The sequence below is a fragment of the Ruegeria lacuscaerulensis genome, assembly GCF_013034685.1.
In the GTDB taxonomy this organism is placed as follows: domain Bacteria; phylum Pseudomonadota; class Alphaproteobacteria; order Rhodobacterales; family Rhodobacteraceae; genus Ruegeria; species Ruegeria lacuscaerulensis_B.
Map to the genome: position 1 here is coordinate 152,139 of NZ_WQGO01000004.1, position 15,667 is coordinate 167,805.

Sequence of the window (15,667 nt, forward strand, 5' to 3'; positions counted from 1 at the left end):
CTCCGTCAGCAGGCCCGCGCGCCTATCGCGTCAGAGCCATTCGGGTATGGTATCGCGGTTTATAATTTCGTCAAAGCTCGGGCGTTCACGAATTACGGCGAATTGATCTTCGTGCACCAGAACCTCGGGGATCAATGGGCGCGTATTGTACTCACTGGCCATCACCGCACCATAGGCCCCGGCGCTGCGGAAAGCGACCAGATCACCGGCTGCAAGCGGCGGCATGTTGCGCTGTTTGGCAAAGGTGTCGCCAGTTTCGCACACGGGGCCCACAATGTCATAGGGACGTTGTTCCACGCCCGGCGCGGGCTCGGTCACGGCGACGATATCATGATGCGCCTCGTACATCGCAGGTCGGATCAGATCGTTCATGGCCCCATCCAGGATCAGGAAATCGCGTCCCTCGCCCGATTTCACATAGATCACCTTACTGACCATCAGGCCCGCATTGCCCGCGATCAGACGGCCCGGTTCGATTTCAATCTCGCAGCCCAGATGGCCCAGCGTTTTCTGGATCAAAGCTCCATATTCCACCGGCAGCGGTGGCGCGTCGTTGGCGCGTGTATAGGGAATGCCGAGACCGCCCCCCAGATCAAGACGGCGGATATTGTGCCCTTCGGCGCGCAGTTGCTCGGTCAGCTCGGCAACCTTGGTATAGGCCAGCTCGAACGGAGCCAACTCGGTCAGTTGCGAGCCGATATGGACGTCGATGCCAATCACATCCAGCCCCGGCAGGGTGGCCGCATGGGCATACACCTCGGACGCGCGGGCGATCGGGATGCCGAATTTGTTTTCCGACTTGCCGGTGGCGATCTTGGCGTGGGTCTTGGCGTCTACATCCGGGTTCACCCGCACGGTGATCGGCGCAATCACGCCCAAGTCCAGTGCAACCGCGTTGATCACCTCCATCTCAGGTTCGGATTCCACGTTGAACTGGCGGATGCCGCCGGCAAGCGCAGTGCGGATTTCATCCGCTGTCTTGCCAACGCCCGAGAATACGATCTTTTCGCCAGGCACGCCCGCGGCCTTTGCCCGCAGGTATTCCCCGCCCGAAACCACGTCCATCCCCGCGCCCGCCTGCGCCAACGTCTTCAGAATCGCCTGATTGCTGGCCGCCTTCATTGCGTAGCAGACAAGGTGATCCATCCCGTTCAGCGCGTCATCGAACAGCTTGAAATGCCGCAGCAAGGTCGCCGTCGAATAGACATAGAACGGGGTTCCGACCGCGGCTGCGATTTCGGAGATTGGGACATCCTCGGCGAAAAGCGCGCCGTCGCGGTAGAGAAAGTGATCCATACAAGCGCGCTTAGACCAAAAGAGGTCTGCGGATCAATGGATTCCGTACACGGCTGCGCGGGCCGTTACTTGCGAACGCCGACGCCGACCCGACCATAGCCCGAAAGCGAGATACCGGACCCGCTGGATTGCGCTTCAGGCTCGGGGTGCGGTGTGTAGGACGGATCACAGGCGGCCAGGAAAAGAACGGGCAGTAACAGTGCGATGAATTTCATATTTGTCTCATGTATTTCGATCCGATCCTGCTGATCGGGTCAGGTTTGAAAGTGCCGAATAGGGATTGACGATTAATTACAGCCCCAGGAACACGCCCAGACCGCCTTTACGCAACCCGACACCAACGCCGCCATAGGTGCCGCTGCTGCCGACGCCGATATTGGCGCTCATGGTGGGTTGGATCGGCTCGCCATCCGCACCGCACCCGGCCAGCACCGCACCAGCCGAGACCAAAAGCACCACACGTAAAATCCGCATCACACCAGCGCCTTCCACCGCTTGATCTGGGCACGCACCTGATCGGGTGCCGTGCCGCCAAAGGATTGACGCGAGTTTACCGAATTTTCGACCGTAAGGACAGAATAGACATCGTCGGTGATATCAGCGTGAACCGATTGCATGTCCTCAAGGGTCAGATCAGGCAGGTCGCAGCCCTGGGCTTCGGCCATGGCAACAAGCGATCCGGTGACGTGATGCGCATCGCGGAACGGCAGGCCCAGCACCCGTACCAGCCAGTCAGCCAGATCGGTCGCCGTCGAGAAACCTGACCCTGCCGCAGCCGCCAAACTGTCGCGGTTGGCGGTCATGTCCTTGACCATGCCCTCCATCGCGGCCAGCGCCAGCATCCAGTTGTCGGCGGCGTCAAAGACTTGTTCCTTGTCTTCCTGCATGTCCTTGGAATAGGCCAGCGGCAAGCCCTTCATCACCATCATCAGCGCGGTGTTCGCGCCGTAGATACGGCCAACTTTGGCGCGGATCAGCTCGGCCGCATCGGGGTTTTTCTTTTGCGGCATGATCGACGAACCGGTCGAGAAGCGATCCGACAGCGTCACAAACCGGAACTGGGCCGAGGACCAGATCACCAGTTCCTCGGCAAAACGCGACAGGTGAACTGCGCAGATCGAGGCGGTGGACAGGAATTCCAAAGCAAAATCTCGGTCGCTGACCGCATCAAGCGAGTTCGCGGCTGGTCGGTCAAAGCCCAGCGCCTGGGCGGTCATGTCCCGATCGATAGGGAAAGACGTGCCCGCAAGCGCAGCAGCGCCCAAGGGAGATTCGTTCATCCGCGCGCGGGCGTCACGGACACGGGAAAGGTCGCGGCCAAACATCTCGACATAAGCCATCATGTGGTGGCCCCATGTGACGGGCTGCGCCGTTTGCAGGTGGGTGAAACCGGGCATGACCCAATCGGCCCCAGCCTCGGCCTGTGTCAGCAGCGCGCGGATCAGCGCCAACAGACCGGTTTCCGCCGCGTCGAACTGATCACGCACCCACAGTTTGAAATCGGTCGCCACTTGGTCATTGCGGCTGCGCCCGGTGTGCAAACGACCCGCAGGTTCGCCGATGACTTCTTTCAGGCGCGCCTCGACATTCATATGGATATCTTCCAGCGCGGTCGAAAACTGAAACGAACCAGACTGGATTTCTGACAAGACTGTGAGCAGCCCTTCCCGAATAGCCTGCGCATCACTATCACTTATGACGCCTGTGGCCGCTAACATGGCGGCATGGGCGCGCGAGCCTGCGATGTCCTGGGCTGCCATCCGCTGATCGAACCCGATCGAGGCATTGATTGCCTCCATGATCGCGTCTGGACCGGCGGCAAAGCGGCCGCCCCACATCTGGTTCGAGGATTGATCGGTCATGTAAGAAAACCCGGAGTTGATATGCGCCTATTTCGTCTGATCCCCCTTTATATGGCCCTTGCGCTGGGTGCAAATGCGGCTTTGGCCGCAGATATAGAAACTCTTAAGCCATTGCGCGAAGGCACGTTGAAACGGCTGATCCTGCACAAAGAGCCCAAGCCCAAGGCCGCTGTTGAGTTTCAGTTGGAAGATGACGGCGGTACAGCGACACTGGCCGACTACAAAGGCAAATACGTTCTGGTGAACTTCTGGGCCACGTGGTGTGCGCCTTGCCGAAAGGAAATGCCCCAGATCGCTGAGCTTCAGGAAGAGTTCGGCGGCGACAAGTTCGAGGTTGTGACACTTGCCACCGGCCGTAACTCACCTGCCGGTATCAAGAAGTTCTTCGACGAAACCGGTATCGACAACCTGCCCCGCCATCAGGATCCCGGTTCGGCTGTGGCGCGGGAATTCGGCGTGATTGCCCTGCCGATTACTGTGATCCTTGATCCCAACGGAGACGAGATTGCCCGTCTGATCGGCGATGCCGAATGGAACTCGGACAGTGCCAAGGCGATTGTCGGCGCATTGGTGGGCGGCGAAAGCTGATCGCAGTCGACTTTAAAAATGCAGTAACCGGTCCGTGCCTCGCGGGCCGGTCGTTTTCTGCGAAAGGCTTACGCAACGCCACCTTTGACACTGCCGCAGCCGACTTGCACTCTGCCCTGCGGGAGGATGGTCATGCCGCTTGGAATATTGCTGGTTCTGGTGATCGGGGGGATCGCGGGGATCACCTTGATGATGCATCTTGCGGGCAAGTCTCGTGTCACGCAGCTAACCCCGGACGTCGCAAAAGCCGCTTGGTTGCGACATGTACCCGGCGACAAGGTTGTTGATGTAACAATCACCAATGACGGCCATACGGCTTTGATCCGCACACCTGCGGGCAACGGTCTTGTTTGGTCTTTCGGCGCCGACACGGTCGCGCGACACCTTCAGGATTTCGATTGGATGGACCACCCCAAAGGGTTCGAGGTCCGCTTTCACGACTTCGGCACGCCCCGCGTCCTGATCCACCTCGATGACACCGAGCGCCAGCACTGGCACAACCTGATGGAGCCCGCATGACCGACCAAGTCACCTTTCCGGATGCCGTTCAGTGGGCCGTCCCCTTTTTCATCGCTGCGATTCTGGCCGAGTTTCTTTGGATAGCCGTCAAAGGCAAAGGTGGCCGGTACGAGACACGCGATGCTGTAACCTCGTTGATCATGGGCGCGGGGAATATCGCTTCGGGCCTGCTGCTGGGGTTCATCGCCTATGCGTTCTTCATGTGGCTGTGGCAGATCACTCCGTTGGATCTGGGTACCTCGATCCCCGTCATCGTCCTGTGTTTCGTGCTGGATGATCTGCGGTATTACTGGGTGCATCGGTTCGGCCATCGCATCCGCTGGGTCTGGGCCAGCCATGTGAACCACCACAGCTCGCAGCATTACAACCTGACGACCGCGCTGCGACAGACCTGGACCTATACCTTCACTTTCATGATGGTCGTGCGCGCACCCTTGATACTGCTGGGGTTCCACCCGGCCATGGTGCTGTTCGTGGGCGGTCTGAACCTGATCTATCAGTTCTGGATTCACACCGAAGCCATCGGCAAGATGCCCCGCTGGTTCGAGGCGGTGATGAACACCCCCAGCCACCACCGCGTCCATCATGGCCGCAATGCGCGCTACTTAGACTGCAACTATGCCGGTGCCTTTATCATCTGGGACAAGATGTTCGGTACCTTCGTCCCCGAGCAAGAGGATGATCGCGTCGATTTCGGACTGGTCCACAATATCGGCACGTTCAATCCGTTGCGCGTGGCGTTTCACGAATGGGTCGGGATCTGGCGCGATGCCTCGCAACCGGGCCTGACCCTGCGCCAGCGTCTGGCCTATTGCTTTGCCCCGCCCGGCTACAGCCATGACGGCAGCCGGGACAATTCCCAACAGATCAAAGCCAAGCACATCGCCCTGCACCCTGAAGATCGCGGAACGCCCGGATTCGAGCATTTCCGGGCCGACCTGCCCAAATCGCAGGCAGAACAGGCTTAAATCCGCCGATCCACCCGGTTTCGTTTCTTGAATACCGATCCGAGCGGTCCATATCACATTGATACGCAGCCGCTTAACCCGGAGATCTGATATGACCCGCATCACGACCCTTTCGACCTTTCTGGGATTGGCGGGTCTGGTCGTGGCCATGTTGTCCGCGCTCAGCGGCGGTGCAGCGCCTCTTATCGCGTTTGGTTTCATTATGATGGCTCTGGGATTTGCAGGCGCAGTCATCGGGGCGGCGATTACGGTCGGTCGTGCCTGGGAGGTTGCCCGTTAGTCGGCAATCGCACCCTCATTAACCTCAAATTCACAAGTTTCGTCTGAAATCCAACCTTGACCTAAAGCGACAAAAGGCAAGGCAATCATGGCGGACAAACACCTGGCAGATTTGCCCGAAGGGTCGGACAGCCCTTTGGACGCGGCTGTGACATCGCGCGATGCCTCAACGGTTCAAATGGCCTCGGACGCCGTGAAGCACAGACAATGCAAGCTGGCCTTTCAGCCGGTGATGCAGGCCAACGCGCCGCACGGCGTCGCCTTCTACGAAGGGTTCATCCGGGTACTGGACGAAACCGGCCGGGTAATTCCCGCGCGAGATTTCATGCCACAGTTGGAAAACACGCCTATCGGTCGGGAACTGGACTGTATTGCCTTAGAGATGGGGTTGCGCACACTGGCCCGACACCCCGATATCCGCCTGTCCATCAACATGTCCGCGCGCTCGATCGGCTTCGCGCGATGGTCCCGCGTGCTGGAGCGGTTCTTGAAGAAAGACACCAGCATCGGCGACCGCCTGATCCTTGAGATTTCGGAAAGCTCGGCGATGACCCTGCCCGATCTGGTGATGGATTTCATGGATCGGATGCAACCGCGCGGTATTGCCTTTGCGCTGGACGACTTCGGCGCCAGCAATTTCAGTTTCCGCCATTTCCGAGAGTTTCTGTTCGATGCCGCCAAGATCGACGGCCAGTTCGTACGCGGCATTGCCGCCAACCGGGACAATCAGGCCCTGGTCCGCGCCCTGATCGCCGTCGCCCGCGAGTTTGAGATTCTTGTCACTGCCGAATCGGTCGAAAGGAAAGAAGACGCAGAGTTTCTTGTCGCAAATGGCGTCGATTGCCTTCAGGGTTTCTTGTTCGGCGCACCCAGCGTATCGGCGCCATGGACAGCAAAGAACATTGAACAATCAGCGGGTTGACCCGCGCGGCATTACCCAACTTCGGCCTGAGACAAGCTGACCGTTGCTGCATGTGCAGCATTGCGCTATTCCATGGACAGTTGGAGCGGGGGATCATGAGGCGCTCTGAACCGATAAGGGCCTTTCCCTATCGCCTGCGCCGTCACGTTTCCCACAGAACCTTGACGGTAAAGGATTGTCTTAATGACCAACGTAGTAATCGCATCCGCAGCACGCACAGGCGTCGGCAGTTTTGGTGGCTCGTTCGCAAACACACCCGCGCATGATTTGGGTACCGCCGTTCTCGAAGCCGTCGTCGAACGCGCTGGGATCGAAAAGGGTGAGGTCAGCGAGACCATCATGGGCCAGGTTCTGACTGCGGCACAGGGTCAGAACCCAGCGCGTCAGGCGCATATCAATGCGGGTCTTCCACAGGAAAGCGCGGCCTGGGGGATCAACCAAGTCTGCGGTTCGGGCCTGCGCGCGGTTGCACTGGGTGCGCAGCATATCCAACTGGGCGATGCGGAAATCGTCGCTGCTGGTGGTCAGGAAAACATGACCATGTCTCCTCACGCTGCCGCGCTGCGCGCCGGTCACAAGATGGGTGACATGAAATATATCGACACCATGATCCGCGATGGTTTGTGGGATGCGTTCAACGGCTACCACATGGGTCAGACAGCCGAGAACGTAGCCGAGAAATGGCAGATCAGCCGCGATATGCAGGATGAATTTGCCGTCGCCAGCCAAAACAAGGCCGAAGCCGCACAAAAAGCTGGTAAGTTCGCAGATGAGATCACGCCCTTCACCATCAAAACCCGCAAGGGCGACATCGTGATGGACAGCGACGAATATATCCGGCACGGCGCAACGATGGAGGCGATGGCCAAGCTGCGCCCCGCTTTCACCAAGGATGGCTCGGTCACGGCGGCCAACGCATCCGGCCTGAATGATGGCGCAGCGGCGACCCTGTTGATGTCGGCAGAAAACGCCGAGAAGCGTGGGATTGAACCTCTGGCCCGGATCGCCTCCTATGCGACGGCGGGCCTGGACCCGTCGATCATGGGCGTTGGCCCGATCTACGCCTCGCGCAAAGCGCTGGAAAAAGCGGGCTGGTCAGTCGACGACCTGGATTTGATTGAGGCCAACGAAGCCTTCGCTGCGCAAGCTTGCGCCGTGAACAAGGACATGGGTTGGGACCCGTCGATCGTAAACGTGAACGGAGGCGCAATTGCCATCGGCCACCCGATCGGCGCCTCGGGCTGCCGCGTTCTGAACACGCTTCTGTTCGAAATGAAACGCCGCGACGCGAAGAAGGGTCTGGCGACCCTTTGCATCGGCGGCGGCATGGGCGTCGCCCTCTGCGTGGAGCGCGACTAAGCTATTAAGCACTGAACATAGAAAGGGCGCCCCGCAGGCGCCCTTTTTTGTTACATTGGGGCTGACCCAAAGATGCGACGATATTGCCCTATGGGTTTCGATGATTCTCGACGAAACAATATTGCGTAAGATCACCTATCAAAGTAACAGCATTACCAAGACGACTTAAATTGGAGGAAGCCTAAATGGCACGTACAGCACTCGTCACCGGCGGTTCCCGCGGCATCGGCGCAGCAATTTCCAAGGCGCTGAAAGCCGAAGGGTACAATGTTGCAGCCACCTATGCCGGCAACGACGAAGCAGCCGCAAAATTCACCGAAGAAACCGGCATCGCCACATACAAGTGGAACGTGGCTGATTATGACGAATCCAAAGCGGGTATCGAAAAAGTAGAGGCCGAGGTCGGCCCCATCGACATCGTGGTCGCCAACGCGGGCATCACCCGCGACGCTCCGTTCCACAAGATGACCCCGGAACAGTGGCATCAGGTGATCGACACCAACCTGACCGGCGTGTTCAACACCGTCCACCCCGTCTGGCCCGGCATGCGCGAGCGCAAGTTCGGCCGCATCATCGTCATCAGCTCGATCAATGGTCAGAAAGGTCAGTTCGCACAGGTGAACTATGCCGCGACCAAGGCCGGTGATCTGGGCATCGTGAAGTCGCTGGCACAGGAAGGCGCGCGGGCTGGTATCACCGCAAACGCCATCTGCCCCGGCTACATCGCAACCGAGATGGTCATGGCTGTGCCTGAAAAGGTACGCGAGTCGATCATCGGCCAAATCCCGGCGGGACGTCTGGGTGAGCCCGAAGAAATCGCACGCTGCGTGGCCTTCCTGGCATCGGACGATTCGCAATTCATCAATGGCTCGACCATTTCGGCCAACGGTGCGCAGTTCTTCGTCTGATCCCAAATTCAGAATCAAAAAAGGGCTGGTCACTATGACCGGCCCTTTTTTATCCCGTAAGAACGCGCGCGCTGCGCTCAGCGGGAACCAAATAGCCACTTCACCAAGTCACCGATCGCGCGGGACCGTTCGAAATGGGCACGCCGAAAGGCGCGGGCGACAGAGGGGCTGGAGGTAGCCTCGATCATGACAAGTATCCTTTCAGTTCAGCTTTGTTTGACTTGAGATCAATATGAGGCTTATTTTCTAGCGCGACAAACGAGCTTTTTTCTGATCTCAATTTAGAATTTCTTGCCCTATGAGCGACTACCTTCCGCCGCTGACCGCCTTGCGCGCCTTTAATGCCGCCGCCCGTCACATGTCCTTTGCCAAGGCTGCTGAGGAACTGCATGTCACGCCCGCAGCCCTGTCCTTTCAGATTAAGTCGTTGGAGGAACATCTGGGACGCCCCCTGTTTCGTCGCCTCAATCGGGCGGTGGAATTGACAGAGGCTGGGCGCGCCTTAGCCCCTGGCGCGGCAGACGGGTTCGCCACATTGCAAGCCGCGTGGCAGGCCGCCCGGCGGCAAGGGAATGATACCAGTCTGACCGTTACGGCGGGCCCGGCGTTGACGGCCAAATGGCTAGCTCCCCGACTATATGACTTTGCCCGGGCGCATCCTGAGATCGACCTGAAGTTCTCGGCCACATTACGTAACATGGACCTCGAACGGGACGATGTGGATGTGGCGATCCGCTTTGGCTATGGCGGGGATGAGGGCCTGTATTCCGTGCCCGTCCGCAAGGAATGGCTGACCCCGGTGATGACCCCGGATTTGGCCGAACAATTCCCAACGCCTGAAAGCCTGCGGGAGGCGCCATTGATCTTTGACGACTCGATTGCGTTTCTGCGGCCCCCGTCTGACTGGCCCACCTGGTTTCGGGCCGTCGGGGTAGACTTCAACCCACAGCACGGCGCGCATTTTTCCAACGCGGATCATGCGATTGACGCGGCAGTTGCCGGAGTGGGCGTCGTGCTCGGTCGAAGGGCTATGATTATCAAGGACCTGGCAGAGGGCCGGTTGGTCGCCCCCTTCAAGGTCGCAATCGAGACCATGGGACGATTCCGGTTCCTGTGTCTGAAAGGGGCCGAAAGCAGACCTCAGATTGCGGCATTCCGCGATTGGTTCATGTCCGAGATTGAAAAGACTGCGCATTTGTCGGATGAGTTCGAAATCGTTCCGGTGGAAGAGGTACCCGCACCGTGACAAGAACGCACGCAACAGGAATCGGTTTTGTCGCCGTCCTGCTTTGGGCCCTGCTGGCCCTCTTTACGGTTGGGTCCGCGCCCACGCCGCCTTTGCTGCTGAACGCCCTATGCTTTTCCATCGGGGGGACGCTGGGATTGGTTTGGACATGGGCCACAGGCAGGTTGAGTCAGCTTCGAGAAATCCCCTGGACCACCTATCTGTTCGGGACAATCGGTCTTTTTGGCTATCATGCGCTGTATTTCTCGGCTTTGCGAATGGCCCCTGCCGCAGAGGCCGGGCTTATCGCCTATCTGTGGCCTCTGCTGATCGTCCTGCTCTCGGGGCTATTGCCCGGAGAACAATTGCGCATCGGCCACCTGATCGGGGCCTGCCTGGGTTTCGCCGGGGCCGCCGTGATCATCGCGGGTGGCGGTAGCAGCGGTTTTCAGGCCGAACACCTGCCGGGGTATGGCTTGGCCTTGATGTGCGCGCTGACATGGTCGGGCTATTCCGTGCTGTCGCGTCGTCTGGGCGACACGCCAACCAGTTCGGTCGCTGTGTTCTGTGTGGCCACGGCTGTTGCCTCGGGCCTTTTGCACATCGCTGTTGAAGAGACCGTCTGGCCAGAAACCATTCTGGGCTGGGGATCGGTCATAGCTCTTGGGCTGGGGCCCGTTGGCTTGGCGTTTTATGTCTGGGATATCGGGGTCAAGCAGGGAGACATTCAAATTCTGGGCACGTCATCTTACGCGGCCCCGCTTCTGTCTACGCTTGTTCTGGTGGTCGCCGGGATCGCCGCCCCAAGCTGGGGTCTGGCGATCGCGGCCGTTTTAATCACTGGCGGCGCTTTGATCGCCGCCCGGGCCAGTATGCGTCGTTAACTCGACAATCGCTCAATCTCTTCCTTGAGCTTTAGTTTCTGTTTTTTGAGCTGAGCAATGTGAAGGTCGTCGATACCAGGCGAGCGTTGTGCTTGTTCAACTTCAAGACCGAGGTTTTCGTGCTTTTTCTTAAGTTCGGTCAGGTGTGCGCTCACGCTCATGGCGGTACTCCTCTGTTGATGTCTGAGTTTCACGTAAGAAGTTGAGCACATCGTTTCCACCCTGTCACGCTGCGGGTGCATAGAAAATATAACAAATCCGACAAAATCGGCTGGTTAATGCCTGTCAGCTGGAAAATCCGGGCAAGCCAGCCCCTTCGCGCAATACGGCCGAAACTGGCGGAGTGTAGCTGTCGCCGTCTACCTCATGGCGCTCACCTGAATGGAGAACCAGCGGGGCATGCAGTTGAAACGCGGCTTTTCCGCCCTTTCTAGCCCTCAGAATAACCAGTTCAGCACGTCGACCAACACGGGCGGATAATGGCAATACTTCGACAGACCCCAAGCACCCCTCGCAGGCGGCCAGCATATCTGGTAACCGGTCCGCTTTCTGAATCATGTGCAGATAACCCCGGGGGGCAAGGCGTTTGGCCGCAGTCTCGATCCAAAGGTTCAACGGCGTGTTTTCACCCAATGCGGCGCTACGGCCTTCATCCGCCGCAGGGCTGTGCGCTCCGGCCCGATAATAGGGCGGGTTCGCAATAACGTGATCGAACTGGCGCTGTTTGAGATCGGACGGCAAAGCGGTCAGATCAGCCTCAAAAACCTCAAGCGTGGTGCCGTTCTCAGCGGCATTCCGACGCGCCAGATCAGCATAAGCAGGCTGCAATTCGACCCCCACAGCCTGCAGGTCTGGCACCCGCGCCAGCAGGCATAAAACGGCGGCCCCAGCACCACACCCCAATTCCAGAACCGTCTGGCCGGGCATTGAGGGTACAGATGCGGCCAATAAAACAGGGTCCACGCCTGCGCGGTACCCCTTACGGGGTTGCCGCAGGCGCACACGTCCTCCCAAAAAGTCATTTCGGGTCAGGTCGGCGTCAGCAAACAGTGTCATCGACCCAAAGGGATATCATTGTCGTGCATGACACGTTCGGCGCGGGTCAGGTCATCCGCGCGCACCATCAAGCGGCGAGGGAAGATTCCGATACCACCTTCGAGGATGCTCATATTTACGTCCATCTGAAAGCAGTCTATATCCTCGCCCTCAAGAAGAGCGGATGCAAAGGCCAGAATCGTCGGATCAGTGCTGCGCAAAAGTTCTTTCATGGGGATGGATGTAAGGGCAAGGCGGCCGCGATGTCGAGCCTTGTATCAAGGGTGTGATGAATATCGACACGGTCACAAAACCGCATGAGCGTTTGGCGGAAATCCTGACGGGCGAGATGGGCGCGGTCAACGAGTTGATCCGCACGCGCATGGCGTCAGAACACGCGCCGCGCATTCCCGAAGTCACCGCGCATCTGGTCGAGGCAGGCGGCAAACGCCTGCGCCCGATGCTGACCTTGGCGGCGGCGCGGCTGTTTGGTTATGCCGGAGATCACCACGTGCGTCTGGCCGCGACGGTCGAGTTTATTCACACCGCAACCCTGCTGCATGATGATGTGGTCGACGAAAGTGCCCAGCGGCGCGGGCGGCCTACTGCGAACCTTCTGTGGGACAACAAATCCAGCGTTCTGGTCGGTGATTACCTGTTCTCCCGCAGCTTTCAGTTGATGGTTGAGACAGGATCGCTGCGGGTCCTGGATATCCTGGCCAATGCCTCGGCCACGATTGCCGAAGGCGAAGTGCTGCAAATGACCGCCGCGACCGATCTGGGCACGACCGAGGCGATTTACCTGCAAGTTGTGCGCGGTAAGACGGCGGCGCTGTTCTCGGCCGCGACCGAGGTGGGTGGCGTAATTTCCGGCGCTACCGAGGAACAGGTCAAGGCGCTTTATGACTATGGCGACGCGCTGGGGATTGCGTTCCAGATTGCGGATGATCTGCTGGATTACCAAGGCGACAGCGCAGCCACAGGTAAGAATGTGGGCGATGATTTCCGCGAGCGTAAGCTGACCCTGCCAGTGATCAAAGCTGTGGCACAGGCCACGCCCGACGAACACGCCTTCTGGGAACGCACCATTGGGCGCGGTCGTCAGGAAGAGGGCGATCTGGACCATGCCCTTGGCCTAATGGCCAAGTACAGTACGCTTGAAGCGACGCGAGCGGATGCCTTTGGCTGGGCGAACAAGGCCAAAGAATCGCTGGACGCCCTGCCCGACCACGAGATCCGCACGCTGTTGCGTGATTTGGCCGACTACGTGGTTTCGCGCCTCAATTAAGCTGAGTCGCGCGGCACCACCAATTGGGATGGGCTGCGCCAATCTCATAAGCGGCGAAATGCGCGTCTTTCATCGTGGGATAAAGCGCAAAACAGGTCGAACCCGACCCTGACATGCGGGCCATAAGGGCCGCTTTGGTGCCATCAAGTTCATCCAAAACGCGGGCGACTTCGGGAGCCAAGCCCGTTGTTGGCGGTTCAAGGTCGTTGCGTTGATTCCGCAACCAATCGGCGCAGGGCTCGACAGTCTCAAATTCAGGGATCTCTGCGGGCATTGGCAGGTTGTCGCGGCTTTCCAATGCCGCGAACACGCGCCCGGTGGGGACTTCGACGCAAGGGTTAACCAACAGGGCTGGCAGAGAAGGCATCGAAGCGGGTGTCAGATCGTCCCCAATGCCCCGCATCCGCATGGCCTGAGCCGCGACGCAGACCGGGATATCGGCCCCCAGCGACAAGGCCACGTCGGGCGAGACTGTCCTGCCCTGCTTTGCCGCCATCCGAAGCGTCGCCGCCGCGTCCGAGGACCCGCCCCCAATGCCGCCTCCATGCGGCAGCACCTTGTTCAGGTCGATATGCCCGGTCCAGCCCGCTGCCTGTGCGGCCTTCCAGGCCAGATTGCGGTTGTCCGTGGGAACGCCATCGGCGTGTTCACCCGTCACAGCAATCGACAAATCGTTGCCCGGGGTGAACTGCAGCCTGTCGCCCACATCGGCAAAGACCACCAGCGAATCCAGCAGGTGATAACCATCCGCTCGGCGGCCAGTCACATGCAGGGTCAGGTTGATCTTGGCAGGGGCAAATGCCTCAGCCTTCATTGGCGACCTTCAGCGGCTCGGCCCCTTCTTCGACAAGAACCGCGTCCAGCCCGATTTCCAGCTTGCGGCGTATGCGATCCGGGTCAGCCTCACCATCGGTGTCTTCGGGGTCGATGAAGGACAGGGCGCGTTTCCACTGGAACTCAGCCTCGCGCGCGCGGCCAACAGCCCAGTAAACATCGCCCAAATGGTCGTTGACCACCGGATCAACCGGCATCAGCTCGACCGCGCGTTCCATATGGCCCACGGCTTCGTCATAGCGGCCTAGACGGAACAGAACCCAGCCCAGGCTGTCAACGATATAGCCACTGTCCGGGCGGGCTGCCACGGCGCGTTCGATCATGTCCAGCGCCTCATCCAGCTTTTCCTGCCGCTCGACCAGCGAATAGCCCAGATAGTTCAGCACCTGCGGCTGGTCCGGGTTCAGTTCCAACGCGCGGCGGAAGTCGGCCTCGGCCTGATCCCATTGCTTGAGACGCTCATGCGAGATGCCTCGGGCGTAGTGCAGGAACCAATTGCTGCCCGCACCTTCCTCGATCAGTTCGATGGCCTTGTCATAAGTCTGAACGGCCTCAGCGTAATCCTCTTGCCGCCGCTGCAAATCAGCCAATGCCACATGCACGCTGGGCAAATCCGGGCTTTGCGCGGCGAGGGATTGCAACACTTCGGCCGCGGCATCGGTTTTGCCTGCCCGGCTTAGAACCTCGGCCCGACCCAGTTCGGCGGCATGGTAGTCGCTGCTGTCAGCAGGAACCCGGCGATAAGCTTGAACCGCCAGATCATATTGCTCCAACGCATCCAGCAGTTCAGCCGTCAGCAAGATCGCGTCGACATGGTCTGTGCGCAGGAACGCGGCGACCTGCGCATATAGCAGTACATAGGTTTGGGCGGCTTCGCTGCTAAGCGCGGCACCGACGGAAAAGAACACCTCGGCCATGCCATCCTGCGGGGTACGGACATGGGTAAATGGCAAGGTCTCGCCCGCGGCCAATCGCGCCTCATACCCTTCGATGGACGGATCGCTTCCGGCGGCAAACACTGTGCTGAGGAAAAGCAACGCATCTTCGTTGCGGTCCAATTGCGACAATACTTCGGTTCGGGCCAACGCGGCACGGCGGGTGAACCGCGCGACCGCATCGTTATCCGCCGAAAAGATCGCCTCGGCCCCTTCGAAGTCCCCGACTGAAGCCAGCGCCAGTGCCTTGTGGTACATCGCGAATTCGCGCAGGCCTTCCTGGGTCGAGACCCGGTCGAACTGTTCCATCGCGTTGGTCATCGCGCCCTGACCCATATGGGCCCAACCCATCATCAGACCATCGACCAGCGGCCCAACACCCTGCGTTTCCGGGTCGCGCTCCAGGAATTCGTCCAACGCGCCATCTGCGACCATATTGGCAGCGATCACCATGCGCGCCGCCTGGCTCGGCATGCCACGCTCCTCTATCGCCTCAGCGACAGGCAGGGCACGCTTGATCTCGCCCAGCGACAAGCGGGCCACGACCACGCTTTCAAGAAGTTGATTGTTTTCGGGATCAGCCTGCAGCGCTTCGGAATAATACTGCTCGGCCGCCGCGTAATCGCTTTGGAAAATTGCCTGACGCCCGGCAAGATACGCCCCGGACCCCGTGTCTGCGAGTGACGGAATGGCAAAGGTAGAAGTAAACAGCACAGCCAGTGCTGCGCGACGTAAACGGGATGCCACCGAAATCCTGCCTTGCTA

The 15,667-nt window shown here is 59.4% G+C and carries 19 protein-coding genes; 10 read left to right on the forward strand and 9 right to left on the reverse strand.

Going from position 1 to position 15,667, the window contains the following annotated elements; genetic code table 11:
• Positions 1-30: 30 nt before the first annotated feature.
• From lysA to argH, 4 genes are all read right to left on the reverse strand, one after another.
• Positions 31-1,296 (reverse strand): diaminopimelate decarboxylase, encoded by a 1,266-nt coding sequence (gene lysA, locus GOV80_RS11825; RefSeq protein ID WP_170784932.1) that lies wholly within the window; start codon positions 1,294-1,296, stop codon positions 31-33.
• 65 nt (positions 1,297-1,361) lie between these two features.
• On the reverse strand, positions 1,362-1,511 hold the full coding sequence (locus GOV80_RS11830) for a hypothetical protein (RefSeq protein ID WP_170784934.1): 150 nt from the start codon (positions 1,509-1,511) through the stop codon (positions 1,362-1,364).
• Positions 1,512-1,587: 76 nt separating this feature from the next.
• Complete coding sequence (locus GOV80_RS11835) at positions 1,588-1,770, reverse strand: argininosuccinate lyase (RefSeq protein WP_170772579.1); 183 nt, start codon at positions 1,768-1,770, stop codon at positions 1,588-1,590.
• Entirely contained in the window at positions 1,770-3,158 is a 1,389-nt protein-coding gene (gene argH, locus GOV80_RS11840; RefSeq protein WP_170784936.1) for an argininosuccinate lyase, read from the reverse strand. The genes GOV80_RS11835 and argH overlap by 1 nt, the downstream gene beginning before the upstream one ends.
• A gap of 21 nt (positions 3,159-3,179) precedes the next feature.
• Here argH and GOV80_RS11845 point away from each other — a divergent pair, with 21 nt between their 5' ends.
• The 9 genes from GOV80_RS11845 (at position 3,180) to yddG (ending at position 10,810) form a co-directional block, all read left to right on the forward strand.
• Positions 3,180-3,746, forward strand: coding sequence for a TlpA disulfide reductase family protein (locus GOV80_RS11845; RefSeq protein WP_170784938.1), 567 nt, complete (start codon positions 3,180-3,182; stop codon positions 3,744-3,746).
• Positions 3,747-3,878: 132 nt separating this feature from the next.
• Complete coding sequence (locus tag GOV80_RS11850; protein WP_170784940.1) at positions 3,879-4,265, forward strand: hypothetical protein; 387 nt, start codon at positions 3,879-3,881, stop codon at positions 4,263-4,265.
• Positions 4,262-5,233: a sterol desaturase family protein gene (locus GOV80_RS11855; RefSeq protein WP_170784942.1), complete on the forward strand. Its 972-nt coding sequence runs from the start codon at positions 4,262-4,264 to the stop codon at positions 5,231-5,233. The genes GOV80_RS11850 and GOV80_RS11855 overlap by 4 nt, the downstream gene beginning before the upstream one ends.
• Before the next feature lie 91 nt (positions 5,234-5,324).
• A complete protein-coding gene (locus tag GOV80_RS11860) occupies positions 5,325-5,513 on the forward strand; it encodes a hypothetical protein (protein WP_170784944.1) in 189 nt (62 codons plus the stop codon).
• An 87-nt stretch (positions 5,514-5,600) separates the two neighbouring features.
• The gene (locus GOV80_RS11865) at positions 5,601-6,434 is read left to right on the forward strand and encodes an EAL domain-containing protein (RefSeq protein ID WP_170772587.1); all 834 of its coding nucleotides are present in this window, start codon (positions 5,601-5,603) and stop codon (positions 6,432-6,434) included.
• Between the two features lie 183 nt (positions 6,435-6,617).
• Positions 6,618-7,793, forward strand: coding sequence for an acetyl-CoA C-acetyltransferase (locus tag GOV80_RS11870; RefSeq protein ID WP_170772589.1), 1,176 nt, complete (start codon positions 6,618-6,620; stop codon positions 7,791-7,793).
• 185 nt (positions 7,794-7,978) lie between these two features.
• Positions 7,979-8,701 (forward strand): acetoacetyl-CoA reductase, encoded by a 723-nt coding sequence (gene phbB / locus GOV80_RS11875; RefSeq protein ID WP_170353550.1) that lies wholly within the window; start codon positions 7,979-7,981, stop codon positions 8,699-8,701.
• 298 nt (positions 8,702-8,999) lie between these two features.
• Positions 9,000-9,947 carry a transcriptional regulator GcvA gene (locus GOV80_RS11880; RefSeq protein ID WP_170784946.1) on the forward strand — a complete coding sequence of 316 codons (948 nt, stop codon included), beginning with the start codon at positions 9,000-9,002 and terminating at the stop codon, positions 9,945-9,947.
• Entirely contained in the window at positions 9,944-10,810 is an 867-nt protein-coding gene (gene yddG, locus GOV80_RS11885; protein WP_170784948.1) for an aromatic amino acid exporter YddG, read from the forward strand. Before GOV80_RS11880 ends, yddG begins: the two co-directional genes overlap by 4 nt.
• Here yddG and GOV80_RS11890 read toward each other — a convergent pair.
• From GOV80_RS11890 to GOV80_RS11900, 3 genes are all read right to left on the reverse strand, one after another.
• Positions 10,807-10,971 (reverse strand): YdcH family protein, encoded by a 165-nt coding sequence (locus GOV80_RS11890; RefSeq protein WP_170772595.1) that lies wholly within the window; start codon positions 10,969-10,971, stop codon positions 10,807-10,809. The genes yddG and GOV80_RS11890 overlap by 4 nt on opposite strands.
• Positions 10,972-11,095: 124 nt before the next feature.
• Positions 11,096-11,866 (reverse strand): tRNA1(Val) (adenine(37)-N6)-methyltransferase, encoded by a 771-nt coding sequence (locus tag GOV80_RS11895; protein WP_170784950.1) that lies wholly within the window; start codon positions 11,864-11,866, stop codon positions 11,096-11,098.
• Positions 11,863-12,078: a putative signal transducing protein gene (locus tag GOV80_RS11900; RefSeq protein WP_170353555.1), complete on the reverse strand. Its 216-nt coding sequence runs from the start codon at positions 12,076-12,078 to the stop codon at positions 11,863-11,865. The genes GOV80_RS11895 and GOV80_RS11900 overlap by 4 nt, the downstream gene beginning before the upstream one ends.
• A 56-nt stretch (positions 12,079-12,134) precedes the next feature.
• Here GOV80_RS11900 and GOV80_RS11905 point away from each other — a divergent pair, with 56 nt between their 5' ends.
• Complete coding sequence (locus GOV80_RS11905; protein WP_170784952.1) at positions 12,135-13,133, forward strand: polyprenyl synthetase family protein; 999 nt, start codon at positions 12,135-12,137, stop codon at positions 13,131-13,133.
• Here the strand turns inward: GOV80_RS11905 and GOV80_RS11910 are convergent.
• Both GOV80_RS11910 and GOV80_RS11915 read right to left on the reverse strand, forming a co-directional pair.
• A complete protein-coding gene (locus GOV80_RS11910; RefSeq protein WP_170784954.1) occupies positions 13,126-13,947 on the reverse strand; it encodes a 4-(cytidine 5'-diphospho)-2-C-methyl-D-erythritol kinase in 822 nt (273 codons plus the stop codon). The genes GOV80_RS11905 and GOV80_RS11910 overlap by 8 nt on opposite strands.
• A complete protein-coding gene (locus GOV80_RS11915; protein ID WP_170784956.1) occupies positions 13,937-15,649 on the reverse strand; it encodes a tetratricopeptide repeat protein in 1,713 nt (570 codons plus the stop codon). Before GOV80_RS11915 ends, GOV80_RS11910 begins: the two co-directional genes overlap by 11 nt.
• Between the last annotated feature and the right edge of the window lie 18 nt (positions 15,650-15,667).